Raw genomic sequence first — 21,095 nt, 5'->3', positions numbered from 1 at the left:
TCGGTGTCATGGTGCGGTTCCCGTCGAGGGTTCGGCGACGGGAGCTACCCGGGGCCGGGCCAGCCGGCGGTAGTCGTCCGTGTCCAGGGCCAGGGACAGGTGCAGTTCGGCCGCGTTGAAGAAGATCTCGCGGTGGGCGAGGAGTTCGGGGTCGACGATCAGCTCCAACTCGGGGTCGAAGGAGAACGGGACGATGGAGCCGCTGACGCAGCCGGAGAGGCGTTCCGCGGTGTCCTGGTCGGCGAAGGACACGTGGCGCGCCTGGTACAGCCCCTTGATCCGGTCGAGGTCCACCCGCCGGTCGCCGGGGACGACGGCGAGGGCGAACCGCGAGGACTTCTTGGTGACCTTGACGCGCATGATGATGCACTTGGCCGCCTGGTTGAGGGGGTGCCCGCGGAGCTCGCTGACGATGTCCGTGCGGCCCTCCGGGGCGTGTTCGATCAGGCGGTGGCGGGCTCCGCCGTCCTGGAGCAGGGCCAGGAGCCGGTCCGACGTGGTGGTGGGTGCGCCGTCGGCCGGCGGGGCTGGCTCGGTCGCCGGCGCGTGGGTTGCGGGGGAGATCGTGTCTGTCGTCATCAGCCCCACACCACCGCGGAGTTGAGCGAGTCGTCGGCGAAACCCATGAAGAAGCCCATGGTGAGGCGGTCGGTGCCGGTGACCCGCTCGATGGAGTGGTACTGGGTGGGGTTGATCAGGTACACGTCCCCGGTCTGCGGCTTGAACGCGTGGCAGGGGTGGCCCTCGACCACGGTCTCGTCGTACCCGAGACCGCCCTGGATCTTGTACCTCTCGTCCGCGGGCTGCCAGGGCTTGCGGTACATCCGCAGCTCGCCGCCCTCGTCGCACTCCTGGAGGCAGACCACACAACTCAGCTGGTACGCAAGGTCGGTGAGGGCGATGCCGGTGTCCCGGGCGTCCCGCATGATGTTGTCGTTGTGCAGCGGGTTGCGCACGCCGTCGGCGTGGATGCGCACGACCGAGGCGGCGTAGTCGCGGCCGTCCGGCTCCTGCGCGACGGCGACCGCATCGAGGCCGAACGCGTCCCGCAGGCCGGTGCGGACCTGGTCGGCGAGGTCGAAGTCGGCGGTGTCCAGCATGGCGCGGGCCTCGTCGGCGGCCTGGAAGTAGCCGTCCAGGTCGTTGAGGTACTTGGCCAGGTAGGGGCCGATGGTGGTGAGGGCGCCGTTGGCGTAGCTCGTGGTGGAGGCGTTGGCGAAGAGCTTGCCGACGCGGGTCAGGTTGTCGGCGAACGCCTCGGCCGGCAGCAGGTTGCGCAGGACGACCACCGCGGTTTCGCCGTGGGCGAGTTGGCGGAGCAGGTCGGGGTCGGGCCGCTCGGCGGCGGCGTCGATGACGACGCGGGTCCAGGTGTCAGTCGTGGGCATGGGTCGGCGCTCCTTCGAGGTCGTAACGGTTGTGGGGGCTGGAGCCCGTGGTCCACGGGATCCTTGTGACGCTGTCGGGCTTCAGCGGCTCCCAGTGGTCCGCGGGGGCGAGGTCGGGGATCACCTCCGAGGAGATCACCAGCGAGCGTTCGGTCTGGAGCCGGAACATGCCGAAGTAGCGCGGTGCCATGGTGTCCGGCGAGGTCCAGTGGATGACGTAGGCCCCGTACGGGTTCACCGCGATGGCGTTGCCCGAACTACCGCCCCGGGGAATGGCGTTGAGGCGGTCCAGGGTTTCCTGCTCGTCCAGTCGGCGGGCGCCGGCGGGGACGATGTAGTCGAAGTACTCGCGGGAGTCGAACTCCGAGCTCTCCATGCCGAGCAGGCGGTGGACCGTCGGCTGGAAGCCGTTGTGCAGGAACAGCCAGGGGAACGAGCCGTCGCGTTCCAACGGGTGGGTGAACTGCGGGCCGTGGTTCTTGGCCAGGGTGGCGTGGCGGGCGTGCACGGCCAGGAAGTCGGTGGAGAGGTGCGGTACGGGCGAATCGTGGCTGCTCTCGGCGAGCGGACGGACGTCCCGGTGACGCCCCAGTCCGAACGGGGCGTCCGACTGGCGCCAGACCGCGCCCCAGCCGTTGGGGTGCACATTGGTGGGTCCGTCGTGGTCGGCGGTGCGGCCACAGCTCATCGCCTCGGCGGCGGCCAGGATGTCCGCGGCGCGGAAGTCCCCTGTGGCCACGATGAGTCGGCACATGGCGGGTCAGCCTCGCAATCGGTGGGCGACGAGTGAGTGCAGCAGTGCGGGGACGCGGTCGGCTGGGCCGCCGCTGACGACGACCCGGCCGGCGGAGCCGGTGTGCCGGGCGAGGTCGGAGGCGAGTGCTGGCAGGTCGTCCGCGGGCAGTGCGGAGCGGTCCGGTGGGGGAGTGGCGCGTTGGACCTCGATGGTGATGCCTGGCTCCTGGAGCGCCTCGGCGGCGGCCAGTTCGTCCTCGGACACGGCCGAGATCTGGCCGGCGATGCCACCGGTGCCGGTGACTGGCGAAGGCGGCCGCACGGGTGCCGCGTCGCCGAGGTGACTGGCGAAGGCCCGTTCCGCCCAGTCGGCGCCGGTCGCCTTCTCGACGAGCGCCACCAGTCCTCCGCCGGAGAGCCGGAACCCCATCTCCACGAAGACCGGACCGGTCGGGCCCTGGAGGACGTCGAGGTGGAAGGGGCCGGCGCGGTAGCCGACGGCGTCCAGGCATGCCTGGGCCAGTGCGTGCAGTTCGGGCGGTGCGTCCGTGCCCGGTCGAGCCACGTGGCCGACCTCCCGGAAGCCCGACAGCCCGGGCTCGCCAGGCACCTCCTCCAGGCAGGTGAGCTTCTCGCAGACGCTCAGCAGCACGGCACTGCCTTGCTGGGCGACGCCCTGGAGCGAGAGTTCCGGTCCCTTGACGAACTCCTCCGCCACGATGCCGGAGAACGCGCCGCCCCCGTAGTTGGTCAGCTCCCGGATGCGGTCCAGGGCGCGGCGGCGCTGTGCCGCGCCGTCCACGAGTAGCACACCGAGCCCACCGCCGCCGTCCGCCGGCTTGATGACCTGCGGGAAGCCGAGCCCATCGGCCGCGCCCTGGTCGCCCAAGTCCAGTGGGAGGAAGCGGGGTTGGGCCACCTGCGGGGCGCCGCGCAGCAGGGCCTCGCGTTGCTCGCGCTTGTCCAGCGGCCGGAAGTCGACGCCGGCGCCCGGCCATGGTGCCACCCGCAACGCCTCGGCCAGGGCGAACCCGGCGTAGACGTAGCGCTCGAAGCCGGTCAGGACGAGGCCGGGGGTCACCCCGGCCGCGGTGAGTGCGGCGCGGACCGCGTCCGGGTCCTGCGGCCGGGCCACGGCGAGCTCGACGTCGAACTCCCGCCGGCCGAGCAGCCGTCGCCAGCGCAGAAAGGCGGGCGTCTCCACCAGCACCGCCCGCATGCCGCGGCGGCGCGCGCAGTCCAGGTACGGGTCCAGTCCGTCGCGGGTGGCGCCTACTTGTACGAAGTCCCCCGGGGGATTGCCGGTCGTCACGGTCACCGGCCGGAGAGCAGTTCGGGCACGACGGGGCCGTCGGCGCTGTGCCGGGTGTGCACGATCTGCTTGTGCGGGTCACCTTCGAGGATGGCGTCGATGAGTTCGCCGCCGACGGGGGTCGGGCTGGGCAGGCGGAGCGAGCTGGCGTACAACACCTGGAGCTGATCGATCGTCAAACCCGTGATCTTTTCGAGGTGTTCGGTGACCTGGGCAGCTGCTACGCCCGTGCTCGGGGTCGAGCCGCCCAGAAGTTCGTGGATGAGCTGGGCGTGCGGCAGGAGGTCCGGCTGCTCGGCGGTGAGGTACGCCTGAAGGTTCGTGCCCTTCTCGGTGAACGGCGCGTGGACCATGGCGACGAGCTGTTCCTCGGTGAGGCCGTATGCCTGGGCCGCGTAGGCGTCCATGGCCTGACGCATCTGGTCGGCCCGGCCCTCGTAGCGTTCCCGCATGAGCGTGACGAGCTGCGGCGGGAACTCCTTCTTGTGCATGAGGGAGATGGCGAACTCGACGTAGCCGGCGAGCCCTTCGGCGTAGGTCTGGCCGTAGCGGCGCTCGCACTTGAGGGCGCGCAGGTGTGCCATCAGCGCCGGGTTGCCGCAGTCGGACTCGGTGAAGCTGAAGGCGATGTCGTCGAAGCGGAAGCCGAGGTGGTCGGTGAGCAGTTCCCAGTGGTCGCCGGAGGCGTAGGCGGTGTCGTCGTAGATCGAGAAGAACTGCAGACCGGTGCGGACGTCGGTGGTGATGGCGTGCTCGGCGATCACCTCCGGGGCGTCGGGGCCGTGGATGTCGGTGAAGTACGCCTGCGAGATGTTGTTGAGCGAGGCGAGGAAGCCCTGGAAGCCGGCGCGCATGTCGCGCGGTGGCTGGAGGCCGAACCGCCGGGCGAGCCGGGTGACCCACAGGTAGTAGTCCCGCTGCTCCTGTTGGGAGTCGCCGGTGATGATCAGGTCGACGCCGCCGTCGTATCCCGCGGCCAGGCCGAAGGAGTTGACCATGCTCAGGTTGCAGGCGTTGCAGAACGTCGGGCGGGCGTCGGCGGCCGTGCGGTGGCCGGTCATCAGGATGTCGAGGCGGTTGCGCCGCACGACGTCGTCCATCTGCGGCAGCGTGGCGTCGAAGGGGCGCACCTGCTGGCCGTCGATCAGCAGCAGCTCGCAGTCGGGGTCGCCCAGCAGGTGCAGCGAGCGGTAGGCGCGGTCGATGTTGTCCATCACGGCCTGCGGCATGCCCGCGTGCCGGTTGGTGGCGACGCGCATCCTGAAGGTCTGGCCGTGCTCCTGGGAGAGGATGAGCTGCATGGTCCGAACGAAGGCGAGGGTGTAGGAGCTGTCCTTGCCGCCGCCGTAGGCCACCAGGACGACATTGCGGGCGAGTTGGGCCTTGTCGGGGAGGGCGTCGTAGAGGCGGCCGGCGCAGCGGACGGCGCCCTCGTAGTTCTCTTGGGACAGTACGGTCCGCAGCTCCCGGAGGGCCGTGGCGTGGTCGGGCGCCGCTGAGGGCGCGGTCGTGGACACGTCAGTCGTCATGACGGACAAGCACCTCTTTCAACCGAACTAACGGTGGGCCGGCACCATGAGCAGGCGCGGGTTAGGAAGAAACTGGTCTGATGGCCTGGCGGTGGCGCCAGAAGAAGGGAGGAAAGCAAGGCGGCCGGGCGGGACACCCGTCAACTCGACGCGGCGAGAGGGGAATTCGGATCAGCGCGGCCAGGCGCCTGCACGGGAAACACCCGATGGCACACCAGGGGATCTGGTGCGGTCCCATAGGGACTCCCCATCAGGTGTGCGGGAGAAAAGGAAAGCCATCCGGAATGTGCCCCCGTCCGGAAACTTGAGTGCTTACGGACTTGCTGTCCGGGGCCCACTCTTGATCACGAATCTCAGCCTTGTCAATCATTCTGTTTCAGGATGTGGACCGCCCGAGTAATCGTTAAATTCTGAACAGGGTGGTGGGGGTTGGCCCGTTGTTCACCCGGCGTCTCGGGCCGGTTGGCCGGAATTGGTGCCCGGCCAGCGCCCGCGCAATGCCGCCAATGCGGCGTGGAGGGCGGGCCGGCGCCCGGCCTGGGAGCGCCAAACGGCCGAAACTCGACGGTTGGGCGGCGGCTGCATCGGGACGACGCGCACGGCGGACGGCAGGTCACCGCGGCCCAATCGAGGCAGCATCGTGACACCCAACCCGGCCGTCAGAAGGGCGATTTGGGACTCGTATTCCTCGATCTGATAGGCAATGTCCGGTTCAATGCCGAGATCCGAGAAGCAACGCACCAGCCACTCATGACACATGGCCCCCGACCCCTGCCCGATCCACCGCTCTTCCCGAAGGTCATACGGGGTCAGCGCGTCCCGGTCGGCGAGCGGGTGACCGGCCGGCAGTGCCACGTCGGCGATGTCCTCGCCCAGTTCGACGACCGACAGCGAGGCGGGCAGCGTCAGCGGGGTGTTGTGCCAGTCGTGCACCACCGCGAGGTCCGCCTCGCCGCGCACCACCAGGCTGACCGCGCGATTGGGGTCGGATTCCAGCAACCGGCAGACCAGCGCGGGATGGCGCCCGGCCAGAGCGGCGAGCGCGGCGGCGACGAAGCCGCGGCAGGCGGTGGGGAAGGCGGCGAGCACCAGGCGCCCGGTGGGCTGATCGCGCTGTTCCTCCAGGCGAGAGCGGGTCCGCTCCAGTACCGCCACGACCTCGTCGGTGGCCTCCGTGAGCAGCCACGCCGCGGGGGTGAGCTCCACCTTGCCGCCCTGCCGGTCGAGCAGCACGGAGCCGGTCTCGCGCTCCAACTTGGCGATCTGCTGGGAGATGGCGGAGGGGGTGTAGCCCAGTGCCGAGGCGGCGCCCGTCATCGAGCCGTGGGTGGCCACGGCGCGCAGGGCGCGCAGGCGATTGAGGTCGAACATGAAGCGATGCTAATACCCCACCTTCAGCAGCCTTCGCTGGCCCTGACGTGCGAAGACTGTTGAGATGGAGCATCCAGAAGGAGCACGTCCACAGGAGCCATCGGCATGAAGCCCGTACACGTTGCCTTGGCGGTGGTCGTCGCCGCCGTATGGGGCGCCAACTTCGTTGTGATCGACGTGGGGTTGCGCGATTTCCCACCGCTGCTCTTCTCCGCGGTGCGGTTCCTGTTGGCCGCCCTGCCGGCCGTCTTCTTCGTCGGACCGCCAAGGGTCCCCTGGCGCTGGGTGATCGCGGTCGGCGTCGCGCTCGGCATCATGAAATTCGGCATGCTCTTCATCGGCATGCACGAGGGGCTGCCCGCGGGCCTGGCCTCCCTGGTGCTCCAGGGGCAGGCGGTGTTCACCGTGGTGTTCGCCGCGGTACTGCTCAAGGAACGCCCCCGGCGGGTGCAGATCGTCGGCATGGTGATCGCCGCGGCGGGCATCGTGCTCGCCGGACTGGACTCGACGGCCGGCACGCTCGGCGGATTCCTGCTGGTCGTGGGCGCCGGAGCGTGCTGGGGCCTGTCGAACATCGCGATGCGCAGGGCCAGTCCGCCGGACACCTTCCGCTTCATGGTCTGGGTGAGCGTCGTGCCGCCCGTCCCGCTCGCCCTCCTCTCCATCCCCTTCGAGGGCTGGGACGCGGACCTGCGCGCGCTACAACACCTCAACGTCAGCGGGGTGGGCGCCGCGCTCTATGTGGCCTGGGCGGCAACGCTGTTCGGATTCGCCGCCTGGGGATATCTGCTGCGCACCTATGACGCGCCGACCGTGGCACCGTTCTCGTTGCTCGTCCCGATATTCGGTCTGGCCTCCGCCTGGGTTTTCCAGGGGGAGCGCATGACGGCACTGACCTACTGCGCCACCGCGCTCGTCATCGCCGGTATTGCGGTCGGAATGCTGCGCCGCCCGAAGAAGCCGGTGACGCGGGAAAGCGAGCCGATGGTCGCCCCGGTCGCGGCGCCCTGAGGTCCGTACAGCTGACGAGTTCGTCAACGCACCACGAGGACCGCCCCTTTCGCGGGGGCGGTCCTCGTCATGTCTGCGCCCCGGTCGACCACCTTGGCGAATTCGATGGAATCGGTTGACTCCTTCCGGGAGGTGAATTTACCTGTTATTTAGCGGGAGTTCACTCTCCGTGAATGGTGAAGTGTAGGTGTTGTGACGACCGTCTCACGCCCGCTTCCCGTGCCCTTGAAACACCGTTCCCGACCCTCAAAAAACCGGGCATACGGGCGCAATTACTCGGCGTGATGGATCTTGACGTCACGACTTTCCGACTGCCAGGCTTACGGGAATTCGACGAGCACGGCCCTCAGTTGCCGACTCGTCGGGCGTAGCTGCGGCGATTGCCGGCACGCGCCAACGGGGGCATTTCCGCGAAGGGACATTGAGGTCCCACGCACAATTCTCTTCCCCGCTGCTTCACGCATCGTCAATCGAGGGGAATCACCCATGTCCGTAAAGACCGCCGAGCCGCCGGTGTCCGCGCCGGCCGACGCCGCCGAGGCCGTGGTGCGTGAATTCCTCGATCAGGGATTCACCCACTTCACCGGCGTCCCCTGCTCGTTGCTCAAGGGCATCTTCCGCTACCTGGAGAGCCCGGCCAGCCCCGCCGCCTACCTGCCCGCACCCCGCGAGGACAGCGCCCTCGGCGTCGCCTCCGGGCTGGCCGTGGCCGGCGAACGCCCCGTCGTCCTGATGCAGAACTCCGGACTCGGCTACTCGCTGAACGTCCTCACCTCCTTCAACCTCATCTACGACGTCCATCTGCCGCTCGTCGTCAGCTGGCGCGGCCACGACGGCAACGACGCGGTCGAGCACGACGTCATCGGCCGCGAACTGCCGCGCCTGCTGGACGTCTTCGACCTACCGTGGACGGTGCTCGACCCACAGGCACCCCGCCGCTCGGTCCGGGAATGCCTGGCGCACCACGACGGCGGCCGCCGCACCTCCGTCCTCGTCGTCCGGGAAGGGGTGTGACCATGCTGGACATCCGCGAGGCCATCACGGCGCTCCTCGACCGCGACCCCACCGCGCTCTACGTGTCCACCTGCGGGTACATCACCCGCGACGTCTACAACATCGCCGACCGGCCCGGGAACTTCTACCTCGTCGGCTCGATGGGCATGGCCGCCCCGATCGGCCTCGGCGTGGCCCTCGCCCGCCCCGACCGCCGAGTGGTGGTGCTCGACGGCGACGGGTCCTTCGCCATGAACCCCGGCTGCCTCCCGATGATCGCCGAACACCGCCCCGACCTGCTGCACATCGTCCTCGACAACGGAGCGCACGAGAGCACCGGCGGGCAGCGCACCGCCGCACTGGGCGACCCCGCCGCCCTGGCCCGCGCCGCCGGCTACCTTGCCGCCCACACCGTCGACAGCCTCGACGCACTCGCCGCCGCCCACCCCGCGCGCGGCACCGCCGGCCCCACCCTGCTGCACCTGCGCTGCCACCCGCGCACCCACAAGGCCGGCAGGCGCGTCGAGTTGACGCCCCAGGAACTCGTGACGCGCTTCCGCACCGAGGCCGCCGCCCCCGTGCCGGCCGCCGCCGAAGGGAGCCCGCTGTGAAGAAGCCCGTCCTGCTCGACTGCACCCTGCGCGACGGCGGCAACCAGAACAACTGGGAGTTCACCCCGACCGACGTCCACACCCTCGTCACCACCCTGGACGCCGCCCGCATCGACGTGATCGAGGTCGGCTACCGCGGCGGCTCCGGCAGCCGCAGCAGCGTCGACGCCGGCATCACCGCCCACTGCACCCCCGAATTCCTCGCCGCGCTGCCCGAGGTCCGCCACGCCGAGCTGGCCGTCATGGTCGTACCGACCGTCTGCCCCGTGCAGGCCATGGACGACCTCCCCGACAGCCCCATCGGCATGGTCCGCATCGCCGCGTACCCCTGGAACATCGCCGGCGTACCCGAGTACGTCCGCGCCGCACGCGACCTCGGGCTGCGCACCGGCGTGAACCTGATGGCCGTCAGCTACGCCGAGCCCGCCGAACTCGCCGAAATCGCCCGCACGATACACACCGAAGAGCCCGACGTCTGCTACGTCGCCGACTCCTTCGGCGCTCTGACCCCGGACGACGTCCGCACCCGCGTCGCGGTGCTGCGCGAACACCTCGACTGCCCGATCGGCCTGCACGCCCACAACAACCTCGGTCTGGCCGCGGCCAACGCCCTCGCCGGCCTGGACGCCGGAGTGGACTGGCTGGACGCCTCGCTGTGTGCCATGGCCCGCGGCGCCGGCAACCTCGCCACCGAACAGGCCGCGGCATTCCTCACCGCCTGGCCCAAGTACGCCACCCACACCGACCTCGCCCGGGTCTGTGAGGCCGCCGAATACGTCGCCGAACAGGTCCTGCCGCGGCCGATGGTGGTGCGCCGCCAGGAGATCGCGGCCGGCATCAACGACCACCACTACTACTTCCAAGACCGCATCGACAAGATCAGCGCCCGCTACGGGCTGGACCCGTGGGAGGTCGGCCGCCGCATCGGCGCCACCCGACCCCGCAAGGTGCTCGACGACGTGGTGGCGGACGTCTGCCACGAGATGACCGGAGGACACACCGCATGACCGAGCAACACCGCACCACCGAGCGCGACACCCGCCCTAGCCCCGCCGAGGCGCTGCGCGCCGCCCTGCACGCCGAGCGCCCGGCCCGCGCCATGGGCGCCCACAGCCCGCTCAGCGCCCGGCTCGCCGAAGAGGCCGGCTTCGAGGTCATCTGGTCCAGCGGCCTGGAGATCTCCGCCACCGCCGGCGTACCGGACGCCAACATCCTCGCCATGCCCCAGTGCCTGGAGGCCGCCGCCGCCCTCGCCCAGGCGGTGTCCACCCCGGTCCTCGCCGACTGCGACTCCGGCTTCGGCAACGTCAACAACGTGATCCACATGGTGCGCGCCTACGAGGCCCGCGGCGTGGCCGGCGTCTGCATCGAGGACAAGCAGTTCCCCAAGCTCAACAGCTTCATCGAGGGCAACCAGGACCTCGCGCCCCTGGACGACTTCGCCGCCAAGATCAAGGCCGCCACCGAGGTCCGCCGCGACCTGGTCGTCGTCGCCCGCCTGGAGGCGCTGATCTCCGGCCAGGGCATGGCCGAGGCGCTCCGCCGGGCCGACGTCTACGAACGGGCCGGCGCCGACGCCCTGTTGATCCACTCCAAGATCTCCGACCCCGGCGAGGTGTTCGCCTTCCGCGAGGCATACACCGGCGACCTCCCCGTCATCGTGGTCCCCACCACCTACCACCAGGTGACCATCGAGGACCTCCAACAGCGCGGCTTCGCCATGGCCATCTACGCCAACCAGGCACTGCGCAGTTCGCTGCGCGCCATGCGGGAGACCCTCACCAAGATCATCCAGGACGGTTCGACGCACGGCATCGAGGACGGCATCGCACCGCTGAAGGAGGTCTTCGACCTCCAACACATGCCGCAGATGCTCGAACAGCAGGCCCACTACGAGGCGTTGGGCCGCGAGCTCGCGGAGGCCGGCCGATGACCTGCGCACCCCACGCCACCACCGCACTGCGGCTGTCCTTCCTCGGCACCTGCCTGGACGTCGAGCCGGCACCCGGCGCCGACCTCGACGAAGCCCTGCGCTTCCTCGACACCCACGTCGCCGTCGCCCCCCGACCCGCCGGCGCCGAACCGCCGTTGGCCACGCTCCGCACCGCCCCGGCACCCGACGCCCGCCACACGCCCCCGGACGGCAAGCACTGGGAGGACATCTACCTCCGCAAGAGCGCCAGCGAGTTCTTCACCGTCCCGGCCCGCCAGGCTCAGGCCGACGGCCGCACCTACGTCGAGTGCACCAAGACCGGCACCCGCTTCGCCTTCGACCGCGCCGCCCGCACCATCGACATCGCCCTGACCGCCACCGGCGCCATGGACCTCGTCGAGCTCGTCCGCGACCTGGTCCTCAAGGACCAGGAGAACCGCGGCGCCGCGGTGCTGCACGCCACCGCCGCCGTCAAGAACGGCACCGCCGTGCTCGTCACCGGCGCCAAGGGCGCGGGCAAGAGCACCATCCTGCTGGAACTGGTCGAGCACTTCGGCTACCAGATCATGAGCGGCGACAAGACCGTCGTGCACGAACAGCCCGACGGCACCGCCCTGGCCACCGGCTGGCCCGACTACCCCCACCTCGGCTACGGCACCATCGCCAAGTACCCGGGCCTGAAGGAAATCGCCGGCATCGCGGACGACTACCAACCCACGGCCGGCCAGGCGTTCTCGCCGATCGGCAAGTTCGCCGTGGACCCCCACGGCTTCCGCGAGCGCTTCCCCAGCGCCCCCCTCGGCCTCGCCGTCCCCGTCACCGGCATCATCCACCCCAACATCGGCCCCGGCGACCACACCGTCCTGGTGCCCTTCCCCTCCGACCACACCGAGCGCACCGAGGCACTGGCCGCCAACATCGAGTCCGCCTTCGACGGCGCCAACGCCGGCTGGCACCACTACCTCGACGACGGCCGGCTCCAGCACACCGAACGCCGCGCCCGCATCGCCGCCGAACTCGCCAAGGCACCGGCCTGGACGCTGACCGGCCCCGGCGACCTCACCCCCGACAACACCCCCGCACCACTGGCAGACGGGGGAGCGGCATGATCGAGCTCACCGTCGACAGCACCGGCCTGAACACCCACTACGACCTCACCGACGAGATCGCCGCACACCTGCGCGCATCCGACGCCGGCGACGGACTGGCCGGCGTCTTCGCCCACGGCAGCACCGTGGGCCTGACCATCATGCGCTACGAACAGGGCGCCGTCACCGACCTGTTGCGGACCCTGGAGCGCCTCGCGCCCGACGACGGCAACCGCTATCTGCACGAGCTCACCACCGGTGACCCCAACGGCTTCTCGCACCTCAAGTCCTCGCTGCTCGGCACCAGCGTGCTGGTCCCGTTCCGGGACGGCGAACCGGCCATGTCGCCGACCCACCGCGTGGTCCTCTTCGACTTCGACCTCAAGCCCGCCACCCGCCGGATCTTCCTCGACCCGCCCCGCCCGCACCGGAAGGACCCCGCATGAAGCTCCGTCTGGCCACCCCCGGCCCCACCGAGGTGCCACAACGTCTGCTGCTCGCCGGCGCCCGCGAGACCATCCACCACCGCTCGACGGAGATGGCCGGACTCCTCCACGAGATCAACGAGGGCCTGCCCCCGCTGTTCGGCACCGAACACCCCGTCTACACCATCGCCGCCTCCGGCACCGGCGCGATGGAGGCATCCGTCGCCAACTGCTTCTCGCCCGGCGATGAGGTCCTCGTCGTCTCCAACGGCTACTTCGGCGAGCGCTTCGAGGCGATCTGCACCAACTACGGACTGACCGTCCACACCGTGCGCAGCGACTGGGGCACCAGCGCCGACCCCGCCCAGGTGGCCGCGGCCTACGCCGAACACCCCGCGATCCGCGGCGTGTTCACCGTCTACAGCGAGACCTCCACCGGCGCCCTCAACGACGTCCAGGCCATCGCCCGGATCTTCCGGGACACCGACGTCATCGTGGTCGTCGACGCCATCAGCGGCCTGCTCGTCCACCCCCTCCTGATGGACGAATGGGGCCTGGACGTCGTCCTCGCCGCCTCCCACAAGGGCTTCATGCTCCCGCCCGGCCTGGCCTTCGTCGCCCTCTCCGACAAGGCATGGACGGCCGTCGAACGCAGCTCGGGACCCGCCTACTACTGGTCCTTCGAGCGGCTGCGCCACTTCTACCCGATGTCCTCCTCGTCCCCGGCCGTCTCCCTGCTGCTCGCCCTGCACGAGTCGCTGAAGATGCTCAACGAGGAGGGACTACCGGCCTTCCAACGCCGGCACGCCGCACTCGGCGAGGCCGCGGGCCGCGCCCTGACGGCCCTCGGCTTCCAGCCCTTCATCCAGGAACCGCACCGACGCAGCCACGTCATCACCTCCGCGCTCGCGCCCGAAGGCATCGACACCACCAAGCTGTTGAAGACCCTGTCCACCCGGCACGGCGTCACCATGACCGGCGGCCAGGCCCACCTCAAGGGCAAGCTCATCCGGGTCGGCCACGTCGGCGCCGCCGACCCCCTGGACCTGTGCGCCCTCTTCGGCGCCGTCGAGATGGCCCTGCTCGAACTCGGCCACCGCTTCACCCCCGGCACCGGCACCGGCGAAATCGTCCGCGCCCTCGCCGACTTCCCCCACGAGGAGAGCTGATGCTCGTTCTGTTCCAACGCGAGACCTGCCCCGACTGCAAGCCGGTCCGCGAACTCCTGACCCGCCTCCAGGTCTCCTACCTCAACATCAACGTGCCCAAGCCCCGCGACGAGCGGCATGAGTTGATCCGGGCCACCGGCAGCAAGTTCATCCCCGCGCTGATCGACGGCGACACCGTCATCCCGGGCAAACTGCGCGAGAACGCCGACCTGATCGCCTACCTGGAAAAGCGGTTCGGCGCACCGGACTCGGACGCCGACGCCCCCGCCGAGCCGGGAAGCGCCACCTGACCCTTGCGCTACGCCATCGTCACCGACCTCCACGGCGACCTCGCGGCCCTCCGCCGGGTCCTCGCCGACGTCGCCCGCGAACAGGTCGACCAAGTGCTGTGCCTGGGCGACGTCTTCGAGTGCCACATCAGCAAACGGGACCGCGCCGACTACGCGTTCGGGTCCGTCGCGGAGGTCTTCGACCAGGTCCCGGAGCTGGTCACGCTGCTCGACGGGGCCGTGGTCGTCCGCGGCAACCAAGAAGAGCGGATCGCCTCGCTCGTGCCCGACCACGCCCTGCCCGCCTGGTCCCGCCCCGTGCTCGGCGCCCCGCTGGAACACCGCACCCCGTTCGCCACCTACTGCCACGGCCATCCGTTGCCGTGGCAGCAGGTGGAACCGGGCAAGTGGTGCCCGCTGGACGCCGAGTTCGCCGGGCGCGCCCTCGTCCACGGGCACCACCACCGCAGCGCGGTGCACCGACTGCCCCGCGCCGGGCGCGCCTGGCGGGACGTGACCACCCTGCCGTTCCGCTTCGGCGAACCGGTGCCCCTCACGGCCGGCCACCGCTACCTGGTCAACGTCGGCCAGGTCCGGGGCGCCCACCCGAACTGGGCCGTCATCGACGAGCGGGCGGCGACCGTCACCTACCACCGACCCGAGGAGCGCACATGACGCGGCAGGTCCTCCTGCTCAACTCCGACAAGCCCGAGGCGCTACGGGCCCTCGCGCACCGCCCCGACCTGCGGGTCCGGGTGATCACCCGGGAAAGCTACGCACCGCTCTACGCCGGCCACGACACCGTCTGCATCGACAACTTCGAGGACCTCGCCCAGGTCGAGCGGGCCGCCTACGACCTCACCCGTGGCGCACCCGTCGACCACGTCATCGCCGCCACCGAGAAGAGCATCGTCCCGGCCGGCCTGATCCGCTCCCTGCTGGGCGTCCCGGGCCCCACCTTCGACGAGGCCCTGTGGTCGGCCCACAAGCGCGCGATGAAGCAACGACTGCGCACCGCCGGCCTGACCGTCACCGACTTCGCACAGGTCACCAGCGTCGACGAGATACCGACCGCGGCGCGCAGCACCGGCTGGCCGGTCGTCGCCAAACCGGTACTGGGATCGGGCACCCGCTGCACCCATCGCATCGACTCCGCCGAGGAGTTCGCCCTGCAACGCGCCGCCGGCGCCCTCGACGACCTGGCGGCCCGCGGGCTACCCGTCCAGGTGGAACGCCTGGTGGACGTCATCGGCGAATACCACTGCGACGGCATCGTGCGGGACGGCAAGGTGGCGTCCGCCGCGACCTCCCGCTACTTCGCTCCGCTGCTCACCGTCCGGGCACCACTGCGCGGCGGCCACCTCGTCGACCCCGACCACCCCCTCGCCCGCCAACTGCCCGGCCTCCTCCACGAGGTGGCGGGGGCCCTCCGCATCCGGGACGGCGTCCTCCACCTGGAGGTCTTCGAGACGCCCGACGGCCCGGTGATCGGCGAGGTGACCACCCGGCCGCCCGGTTCCGGCGTGCCCCGGATGTGGCAGGGCGCCCTCGGCATCGACCTGTGGGAGGAGTTCGTCCGCGCTGCCCTCGGCGAGGAGCCCTCCTGCACGGCGCCCCGGCACCCCGACCGGATCCACGCCTGGACCCACCTCCCCGACACCCCGGGACTCCTGGACCGGCTCACCCGAGTCGACGGCGTCCGCGCCGCACTGCCGCCCGCCGAGAACGGCTCCGCCCACATCGAGGTGCAGTTCACCGCGCCCGACGCGGAGCAGGCCGGGCTCCGCCAAGCCCGGCTGCACGCCCTCGCGGAGGCGGCCCGCACGTGAGCCGCCTCCTCGCCAACGCACTGCCCGCGCCCGGGACACCACGCCTGCTGGCCGCCTCCTGGCTCGTCAACACCATCGGCAGCGGCCTCTACCTCCCCACCAGTTCGCTGTACTTCACCCGGGTCGTCGGCCTCCCCGTCACCCAGGTCGGCATCGGCCTCACCGTCGCCGGCCTGGTCGCCCTCGCCGGCGCCGTGCCGATCGGCAACCTCGCCGACCGCCACGGCCCCCGACGGGTCTTCGCCTGCGTACTGGCGGTGCAGTGCGCGGCCATGCTCGCCTTCACCGTCGTCCGCTCCTTCCCCGCCTTCCTGGCCTGCGCGTTGGTGTTCACCCTCGCCGACCAGGGCAGCAACGCGGCCCGCGGCGCACTGGTCGCCGCGGCGGGCGAGGGCGCCGAACGCGTCCGCCTACGCGCCTACCTCCGCGTCGTCACCAACCTCGGCATGGGCGCGGGCGCGGGCCTGGCCGCGCTCGCCATCCAGGCCAACAGCCCCCTTTGGTACACCGTCCTGATCGCGGTGAACGCCGCCACCTTCCTCGGCGCCGCACTGCCCCTGCGCTGGCTCCCCCCGGACACCGGCCGCCACCCCACCACCGACGCACCGCACTCCCCACCCGTCTCCCGCTGGCAAGTCCTCCGCGACACCCGCTATGTGTGCACCACCGCCCTCTGCGGGGTGCTGAACCTCCAACTCCAGGTGATCTCGTTCGCCGTTCCGCTCTGGGTCGCCGACCACACCTCCGCCCCGAAGGCGATGGCCTCGGTGATCGTCGTGGTCAACGCCGTCATGGTGGTGCTCTTCCAGATGCGCGCGAGCAGGGGAGTCGAGGACGACGCCCGCGCCGCCGCCCTGTGCCGCCGCGCCGGCGTGGCACTGCTCGCCGCCTGCGCCGTGGTCGCCCTCACCCACGGCCACGGCCCGGTGCCGACCATCGGACTGCTCCTGGTCTTCGCGGTACTCCTCACCCTCGGCGAACTCTGGACCTCCGCGGGCGGCTTCGGCCTGAGCTTCAACCTCGCCCCCGAATCCGCCCACGGCCAGTACCAGGGCTTCTACTCACTCGGCAAGGGCTCATCCCAGGCAGTGGCCCCGTCCCTCCTGGCAGCCCTCTGCCTGGGCAGCCACACCACCGTCGGCTGGCTCGCCCTCGGCGCCCTCTTCGCCACCGCCGGCCTGCTCATGCCGGTGGTGGTCCATCGCGCACCCGCCGCCCGACCCTCCGGACGGCCCGACCCGCTCACGCCACCTGGAGCTCCCTGACCGCACCCTTCGACAAACCGACCCGCACCAACGCGGCGGCCAGCCTGGCGTCATCCTCCGGCCGCACCAACTCGCCCAGCCTGCGTGGCGTATGCGGCAATCCCAACTCCTCCGCGGTCGCGCAGCTCCGCTCGTCGAAGAACGGACGCAACCCCGGCCACACGGCCTGCACCTCCCGACAGAAGATGCCCGCGCCGACCGGCCCGATCCGGGGGACCTCCTGCACCAACTCCGCCAACTTCCCCCGGTCCCCGCCGGCTTCCTCGCGCATCCGCCGGAGATCGCCGTGCCAGCGGTCGAGCACGAACTCCGCCCCCTTGCCCAGGGCCGTCGCGGTGCTCTCGTCGTAGCGCACGTAATGGGCCCGGCCCAGCGCGTCCACCCGCTCCTGCCAACCGGAGTCCGCCATCGCCCGCGGCGTCCGCAAGCCCGCCGTGAAGAGTTCCCGGGCGGCGCCGGCGGCGATCTCCGCCTTGATCCGGATCGAGCACAACACCGTGAGCACCAGCAGCTGATACAGCGGCGCGGGCTTGTCCCGCAGCGTGATGCCGGCCTCCTCCGCGTACGTCCGGCCGTACGCGGACAGCAACTCGGACACGGTCTCCTCGGACTTCATCCTGCACCTCGCAATCGTCCGGCCTCCCGCACAAAGCTCAACCACTCATCGGCAACACCCCTCGTCTCCCTGTCACTTGCCCAGACCCGCCAGGCGCCGACGGGCGGGGGTGAGGGAACGGCCACGGAGGTTGCGCCCCCGCCAGGCATCCTCCTTGAGGAGCTGCTCCGCCGAGGCCAGCGTCCAACGCCCCGCGGTGAGCTCGGGATCGTCCACATCGGCCCAGCTCACCGGGGCGGCGACGGGCGCGCCGGGACGGGCCCGCACGGCATAGGGGGCGACTGCGGTCTGGGCGTAGGCATTGCGCTGGATGTCCAGATACAGGCGGCCGCGGCGGGCCGGTTTGCTCTGCTCGGTGGTGAGTTGGTCAAGATGGCGGGCCGCCAGGACCTCGGCGAGCTCGCGGGCGAAGGCACGGACGTCGTCGAAGGCGGCACGGCGGTCCAGCGGCACCAGGACGTGCAGGCCGCGGGAACCGGTGGTCATCACGGCGGACGGCAACCGCACCTCGTCGAGGAGGTCGCGCAGCCAACGGGCGGCGTCCCGAACCGGGGTGAAGTCCTCGCCCGGTGGATCGAGGTCGAAGACCAGCCGGTCCGGATGGTCGGGCCGGTCGGCGCGGGAGAGGAAGCGGTGCGGGGTGAGGCACGCCTGGTCGACGAGGTAGAGCAGGGTCGCGGTGTCGCCGCAGACGGCGTAGGTGACGGTGCCGTCCTCTTTGGGCAGCTCGACCCGGTCGATCCAGTCCGGGAAGTACTCGGGGACGTCCTTCTGCATAAAGCCGTGGTCGTCGATGCCGTCGGGGTGCCGCTCCAACATCAACGGCCGCCCGCGCAACTGCGGCACCATGCGACGGGCAACGGTGCGGTAGTACCCGGCCAGCTCGGCCTTGGTGATGCCGTCCTCGGGGAACAGCACCTTGTCCGGCCGACCGATCTCCACGGTCCTACCGCCGGCCCGCAGCTTCTCGACGGCGCTCATCGCTCCTCCCTGGGGCCCGGACCGTGCCCTTGGGCCGCGTCGGCTCGACGGAGCGGGAGGGGCCCCGGATTTCAGCGTAGGCGGTGCGCCCGCAGGCGGCCACGGCGCCAGCTCCGCACCCCGCGAAGCAGCCGCCGGCATCGCTGACCGCCCAACATCGCCGACTGCACAACGGAACGAACCGAACGCGCACCGTACTGGTGGGGTCGTGGTCGCCGAGCCAGCCCGACTCCCGCCGCACCCGCGCCGCCACCGATTGGCCGTAACCAATGGCCGTAAGGAAAGGGAGAAGGGGGTGATATCGGTGTGGCGTCGGGTCGGTGGCGACGGCGAGCCGCTACACACGAAACGCGCTGTCGCGCCGGAAGCAGTACCGGTCACCGTGCTCCGGAGGAGCCATGTCACAAGTGGGCCACACCCCTCATCGCGCGCCGCTGGATTCCCCCGGCAATCCACGCGTCCGCACGGGCGGCCGGATCAGGAAATACTTCACGACCACCGATCACAAGACGATCGGCAACATGTATCTGGCCACCGCCTTCGGCTTCTTCCTGTTCGCCGGGCTGCTGGCGATGATGATGCGCGCGGAACTGGCCCAGCCCGGAATGCAGTTCTTCAGCCACGAGCAGTACAACCAACTCTTCACCCTCCACGGCACGGTGATGATGCTGCTCTTCGCGACGCCCACGTTCGCCGGATTCGCCAACGCCGTCATGCCGTTGCAGATCGGCGCGCCCGATGTCGCCTTTCCCCGACTGAACGCGATGACGTACTGGTTCTTCCTCTTCGGCGGGCTGATGGTGGTCTCCGGCATCGTCGTCCCCGGCGGGGCGGCCTCGTTCGGCTGGTTCGCCTACGCCCCGCTGAACCGCGCCGACCACACGCCGGGCGCGGGCGGCGACCTGTGGGCGGCCGGGCTGGTCGTGGCCGGCCTCAGCACCGTGCTGGGCGCGGTCAATTTCATCGCCACCATCATCACGCTGCGGGCCCCCGGCATGACGATGTTCCGGATGCCGATCTTCACCTGGAACATCCTCTTCACCTCGATCCTCGCCCTGCTCGCCTTCCCGGTCCTGACCGCCGCACTGCTGGCCCTGCTCGCGGACCGGAAACTCGGTTCCCACGTCTATGACCCGGCGAACGGCGGGGCGTTGCTGTGGCAGCACCTCTTCTGGTTCTTCGGTCACCCGGAGGTCTATATCGTCGCGCTGCCGTTCTTCGGCGTGGTGAGCGAGATCATCCCGGTTTTCAGCCGCAAACCCGCCTTCGGGTACATGGGAATGGTCGGCGCGACGATCGCCATCACGATGTTGTCGGCGACGGTGTGGGCGCACCACATGTTCGCCACCGGCGGAGTGCTGCTGCCGTTCTTCTCCCTGATGTCCTTCCTCATCGCGGCGCCGACCGGAGTGAAGTTCTTCAACTGGATCGGCACGATGTGGAAGGGCAGCCTCTCCTTCGAGACGCCCATGCTCTGGTCGATCGGATTCATGGTGACGTTCCTTCTCGGCGGACTGAGCGGGGTGTTGATCGCCTCACCGCCACTGGACTTCCACGTCACCGACTCGTATTTCATCGTCGCGCATCTGCACTACGTCCTGTTCGGCACCATCGTCTTCGCCACCTTCGGCGGCTTCTACTTCTGGTGGCCGAAGTGGACCGGCAAGATGCTCGACGAACGGCTGGGAAAGGCGCACTTCTGGCTCCTGTTCGTGGGATTCCAGACGACCTTCCTCGTCCAACACTGGCTGGGAGTGAGCGGCATGCCGCGCCGCTACGCCGACTACCTCCCCGCCGACGGCTTCACGCTCCTCAACTCCGTCTCCTCCACCGGCGCGTTTCTGCTGGGCGTCTCCACGCTGCCGTTCCTCTACAACGTGTGGCGGACCGCCCGCTACGCGCCCAAGGTGGAGGTGGACGACCCCTGGGGATTCGGGCGCTCCCTGGAGTGGGCGACCTCCTGCCCGCCGCCCCGACACAACTTCGAGGCCCTGCCGCGGATCCGGTCCGATTCACCGGCGTTCGACCTGCACCACCCCGACGTGCGCATGCTGACCGAAGGCGAGCGCGACACCACCGAGCCCACCCCTGACACCACCGACACCCCCGGAGACCAGACCCCATGAAGACGGAGGCACTTCTCTTCGCCGGCGTGGCCGCCTTCTTCCTCGTCACCGACGCGCTCTACATCTGGCTGGCCCGCGAGCCCGCCGGCGGCGCCGCGCTCGCCGTCTCCTTCGGCATGGCCGCGGTCATCTCCTTCTTCTGCGCGATGAACTACCGCCGCAAGGGGACCCGACCCGAGGACCGGGAAGGCTCGGAGATCCAGGAGCGCGCCGGAGAGCTCGACTTCTTCCCACCCGAGAGCGGCTACCCGGCGGCGGTGGCCTTCGGCGTCTCCCTGCTGGCCCTCGGTCTGGTCTTCGGCCTGTGGGTCTTCCTGATCGGCGTGGGCGTCACCGGCGGCTCGCTCTTCGGGACGGTGTTCCAATTCGCCCGACGCGATCACTGAGGAGACGCAGCGCGGGTGCGAATCAGCGAACTGCCGCCCTGTGTATGCCAGTTGACCG

At 70.3% G+C, this 21,095-nt stretch carries 22 protein-coding genes; 14 read left to right on the top strand and 8 right to left on the bottom strand.

What is annotated here, in order from left to right:
- Positions 1-6 precede the first annotated feature (6 nt).
- The 6 genes from ACFVFQ_RS13790 to ACFVFQ_RS13765 all read right to left on the bottom strand — a co-directional run bounded on the left by ACFVFQ_RS13790 (position 7) and on the right by ACFVFQ_RS13765 (position 6,335).
- Positions 7-579 carry a YbaK/EbsC family protein gene (locus ACFVFQ_RS13790; protein WP_383413993.1) on the bottom strand — a complete coding sequence of 191 codons (573 nt, stop codon included), beginning with the start codon at positions 577-579 and terminating at the stop codon, positions 7-9.
- Positions 579-1,388 carry a hypothetical protein gene (locus tag ACFVFQ_RS13785; RefSeq protein ID WP_383413990.1) on the bottom strand — a complete coding sequence of 270 codons (810 nt, stop codon included), beginning with the start codon at positions 1,386-1,388 and terminating at the stop codon, positions 579-581. The genes ACFVFQ_RS13790 and ACFVFQ_RS13785 overlap by 1 nt, the downstream gene beginning before the upstream one ends.
- Positions 1,375-2,142, bottom strand: coding sequence for a class II glutamine amidotransferase (locus ACFVFQ_RS13780; RefSeq protein WP_383413987.1), 768 nt, complete (start codon positions 2,140-2,142; stop codon positions 1,375-1,377). The genes ACFVFQ_RS13785 and ACFVFQ_RS13780 overlap by 14 nt, the downstream gene beginning before the upstream one ends.
- Before the next feature lie 6 nt (positions 2,143-2,148).
- The gene (locus tag ACFVFQ_RS13775; protein ID WP_383413984.1) at positions 2,149-3,441 is read right to left on the bottom strand and encodes an acetyl-CoA carboxylase biotin carboxylase subunit family protein; all 1,293 of its coding nucleotides are present in this window, start codon (positions 3,439-3,441) and stop codon (positions 2,149-2,151) included.
- Positions 3,438-4,964: a PqqD family protein gene (locus ACFVFQ_RS13770; protein WP_383413981.1), complete on the bottom strand. Its 1,527-nt coding sequence runs from the start codon at positions 4,962-4,964 to the stop codon at positions 3,438-3,440. Before ACFVFQ_RS13770 ends, ACFVFQ_RS13775 begins: the two co-directional genes overlap by 4 nt.
- 441 nt (positions 4,965-5,405) lie before the next feature.
- Positions 5,406-6,335, bottom strand: coding sequence for a LysR family transcriptional regulator (locus ACFVFQ_RS13765; RefSeq protein ID WP_383413978.1), 930 nt, complete (start codon positions 6,333-6,335; stop codon positions 5,406-5,408).
- Between the two features lie 105 nt (positions 6,336-6,440).
- Between ACFVFQ_RS13765 and ACFVFQ_RS13760 the strand changes: the two genes are divergently transcribed.
- From ACFVFQ_RS13760 to ACFVFQ_RS13705, 12 genes are all read left to right on the top strand, one after another.
- The gene (locus tag ACFVFQ_RS13760) at positions 6,441-7,346 is read left to right on the top strand and encodes an EamA family transporter (protein ID WP_383413975.1); all 906 of its coding nucleotides are present in this window, start codon (positions 6,441-6,443) and stop codon (positions 7,344-7,346) included.
- A gap of 486 nt (positions 7,347-7,832) precedes the next feature.
- Entirely contained in the window at positions 7,833-8,360 is a 528-nt protein-coding gene (locus ACFVFQ_RS13755; RefSeq protein WP_274918617.1) for a thiamine pyrophosphate-binding protein, read from the top strand.
- Positions 8,361-8,362: 2 nt separating this feature from the next.
- Positions 8,363-8,950, top strand: a complete 588-nt coding sequence (locus ACFVFQ_RS13750; RefSeq protein WP_383413971.1) for a thiamine pyrophosphate-dependent enzyme — start codon at positions 8,363-8,365, stop codon at positions 8,948-8,950.
- On the top strand, positions 8,947-9,957 hold the full coding sequence (locus ACFVFQ_RS13745) for a hypothetical protein (RefSeq protein ID WP_383413968.1): 1,011 nt from the start codon (positions 8,947-8,949) through the stop codon (positions 9,955-9,957). The genes ACFVFQ_RS13750 and ACFVFQ_RS13745 overlap by 4 nt, the downstream gene beginning before the upstream one ends.
- Positions 9,954-10,883, top strand: coding sequence for an isocitrate lyase/phosphoenolpyruvate mutase family protein (locus ACFVFQ_RS13740; protein WP_383413966.1), 930 nt, complete (start codon positions 9,954-9,956; stop codon positions 10,881-10,883). The genes ACFVFQ_RS13745 and ACFVFQ_RS13740 overlap by 4 nt, the downstream gene beginning before the upstream one ends.
- Positions 10,880-11,992 carry a hypothetical protein gene (locus ACFVFQ_RS13735; protein ID WP_383413963.1) on the top strand — a complete coding sequence of 371 codons (1,113 nt, stop codon included), beginning with the start codon at positions 10,880-10,882 and terminating at the stop codon, positions 11,990-11,992. Before ACFVFQ_RS13740 ends, ACFVFQ_RS13735 begins: the two co-directional genes overlap by 4 nt.
- Positions 11,989-12,417, top strand: coding sequence for a YjbQ family protein (locus ACFVFQ_RS13730; protein WP_383413960.1), 429 nt, complete (start codon positions 11,989-11,991; stop codon positions 12,415-12,417). The genes ACFVFQ_RS13735 and ACFVFQ_RS13730 overlap by 4 nt, the downstream gene beginning before the upstream one ends.
- Positions 12,414-13,565: a pyridoxal-phosphate-dependent aminotransferase family protein gene (locus tag ACFVFQ_RS13725; RefSeq protein WP_383413957.1), complete on the top strand. Its 1,152-nt coding sequence runs from the start codon at positions 12,414-12,416 to the stop codon at positions 13,563-13,565. The genes ACFVFQ_RS13730 and ACFVFQ_RS13725 overlap by 4 nt, the downstream gene beginning before the upstream one ends.
- Entirely contained in the window at positions 13,565-13,855 is a 291-nt protein-coding gene (locus tag ACFVFQ_RS13720; protein ID WP_383413954.1) for a glutaredoxin domain-containing protein, read from the top strand. The genes ACFVFQ_RS13725 and ACFVFQ_RS13720 overlap by 1 nt, the downstream gene beginning before the upstream one ends.
- A gap of 3 nt (positions 13,856-13,858) precedes the next feature.
- A complete protein-coding gene (locus tag ACFVFQ_RS13715; RefSeq protein WP_383413951.1) occupies positions 13,859-14,509 on the top strand; it encodes a metallophosphoesterase family protein in 651 nt (216 codons plus the stop codon).
- Positions 14,506-15,663, top strand: coding sequence for an acetyl-CoA carboxylase biotin carboxylase subunit family protein (locus ACFVFQ_RS13710; RefSeq protein WP_383413944.1), 1,158 nt, complete (start codon positions 14,506-14,508; stop codon positions 15,661-15,663). The genes ACFVFQ_RS13715 and ACFVFQ_RS13710 overlap by 4 nt, the downstream gene beginning before the upstream one ends.
- Positions 15,660-16,928 carry an MFS transporter gene (locus ACFVFQ_RS13705; protein WP_383413941.1) on the top strand — a complete coding sequence of 423 codons (1,269 nt, stop codon included), beginning with the start codon at positions 15,660-15,662 and terminating at the stop codon, positions 16,926-16,928. The genes ACFVFQ_RS13710 and ACFVFQ_RS13705 overlap by 4 nt, the downstream gene beginning before the upstream one ends.
- On the opposite strand, the gene ACFVFQ_RS13700 is transcribed toward ACFVFQ_RS13705, so the two are convergent.
- Together ACFVFQ_RS13700 and ligD are read right to left on the bottom strand one after the other, a co-directional pair.
- Positions 16,906-17,544, bottom strand: a complete 639-nt coding sequence (locus ACFVFQ_RS13700) for an endonuclease (protein WP_383413938.1) — start codon at positions 17,542-17,544, stop codon at positions 16,906-16,908. The two genes, ACFVFQ_RS13705 and ACFVFQ_RS13700, sit on opposite strands and share 23 nt — an antisense overlap.
- 72 nt (positions 17,545-17,616) lie before the next feature.
- Positions 17,617-18,525, bottom strand: coding sequence for a non-homologous end-joining DNA ligase (ligD, locus tag ACFVFQ_RS13695; protein WP_383413935.1), 909 nt, complete (start codon positions 18,523-18,525; stop codon positions 17,617-17,619).
- 398 nt (positions 18,526-18,923) lie between these two features.
- Between ligD and ctaD the strand changes: the two genes are divergently transcribed.
- Positions 18,924-20,651, top strand: a complete 1,728-nt coding sequence (gene ctaD / locus ACFVFQ_RS13690; protein ID WP_383413932.1) for a cytochrome c oxidase subunit I — start codon at positions 18,924-18,926, stop codon at positions 20,649-20,651.
- Positions 20,648-21,037: a cytochrome c oxidase subunit 4 gene (locus ACFVFQ_RS13685; protein WP_383413929.1), complete on the top strand. Its 390-nt coding sequence runs from the start codon at positions 20,648-20,650 to the stop codon at positions 21,035-21,037. The genes ctaD and ACFVFQ_RS13685 overlap by 4 nt, the downstream gene beginning before the upstream one ends.
- Positions 21,038-21,095 lie beyond the last annotated feature (58 nt).

This window comes from Streptomyces sp. NPDC057743 (genome assembly GCF_042798755.1).
In the GTDB taxonomy this organism is placed as follows: Bacteria; Actinomycetota; Actinomycetes; order Streptomycetales; family Streptomycetaceae; genus Streptomyces.
Note: the sequence above shows the minus strand (reverse complement) of the source record. Positions and strands in the feature narration are given on the sequence as shown.

Coding starts and splice junctions, on each gene's coding strand:
- ACFVFQ_RS13780 (WP_383413987.1), bottom strand. CDS start 2,142: ATGTGCCGACTCATCGTGGCCACAGGGGACTTCCGCGCCGCGGACATC.
- ligD (WP_383413935.1), bottom strand. CDS start 18,525: ATGAGCGCCGTCGAGAAGCTGCGGGCCGGCGGTAGGACCGTGGAGATC.
- ACFVFQ_RS13735 (WP_383413963.1), top strand. CDS start 10,880: ATGACCTGCGCACCCCACGCCACCACCGCACTGCGGCTGTCCTTCCTC.
- ACFVFQ_RS13765 (WP_383413978.1), bottom strand. CDS start 6,335: ATGTTCGACCTCAATCGCCTGCGCGCCCTGCGCGCCGTGGCCACCCAC.
- ACFVFQ_RS13730 (WP_383413960.1), top strand. CDS start 11,989: ATGATCGAGCTCACCGTCGACAGCACCGGCCTGAACACCCACTACGAC.
- ACFVFQ_RS13750 (WP_383413971.1), top strand. CDS start 8,363: ATGCTGGACATCCGCGAGGCCATCACGGCGCTCCTCGACCGCGACCCC.
- ACFVFQ_RS13785 (WP_383413990.1), bottom strand. CDS start 1,388: ATGCCCACGACTGACACCTGGACCCGCGTCGTCATCGACGCCGCCGCC.
- ACFVFQ_RS13725 (WP_383413957.1), top strand. CDS start 12,414: ATGAAGCTCCGTCTGGCCACCCCCGGCCCCACCGAGGTGCCACAACGT.
- ACFVFQ_RS13700 (WP_383413938.1), bottom strand. CDS start 17,544: ATGAAGTCCGAGGAGACCGTGTCCGAGTTGCTGTCCGCGTACGGCCGG.
- ACFVFQ_RS13760 (WP_383413975.1), top strand. CDS start 6,441: ATGAAGCCCGTACACGTTGCCTTGGCGGTGGTCGTCGCCGCCGTATGG.
- ACFVFQ_RS13740 (WP_383413966.1), top strand. CDS start 9,954: ATGACCGAGCAACACCGCACCACCGAGCGCGACACCCGCCCTAGCCCC.
- ACFVFQ_RS13685 (WP_383413929.1), top strand. CDS start 20,648: ATGAAGACGGAGGCACTTCTCTTCGCCGGCGTGGCCGCCTTCTTCCTC.
- ctaD (WP_383413932.1), top strand. CDS start 18,924: ATGTCACAAGTGGGCCACACCCCTCATCGCGCGCCGCTGGATTCCCCC.
- ACFVFQ_RS13720 (WP_383413954.1), top strand. CDS start 13,565: ATGCTCGTTCTGTTCCAACGCGAGACCTGCCCCGACTGCAAGCCGGTC.
- ACFVFQ_RS13770 (WP_383413981.1), bottom strand. CDS start 4,964: ATGACGACTGACGTGTCCACGACCGCGCCCTCAGCGGCGCCCGACCAC.
- ACFVFQ_RS13710 (WP_383413944.1), top strand. CDS start 14,506: ATGACGCGGCAGGTCCTCCTGCTCAACTCCGACAAGCCCGAGGCGCTA.
- ACFVFQ_RS13755 (WP_274918617.1), top strand. CDS start 7,833: ATGTCCGTAAAGACCGCCGAGCCGCCGGTGTCCGCGCCGGCCGACGCC.
- ACFVFQ_RS13790 (WP_383413993.1), bottom strand. CDS start 579: ATGACGACAGACACGATCTCCCCCGCAACCCACGCGCCGGCGACCGAG.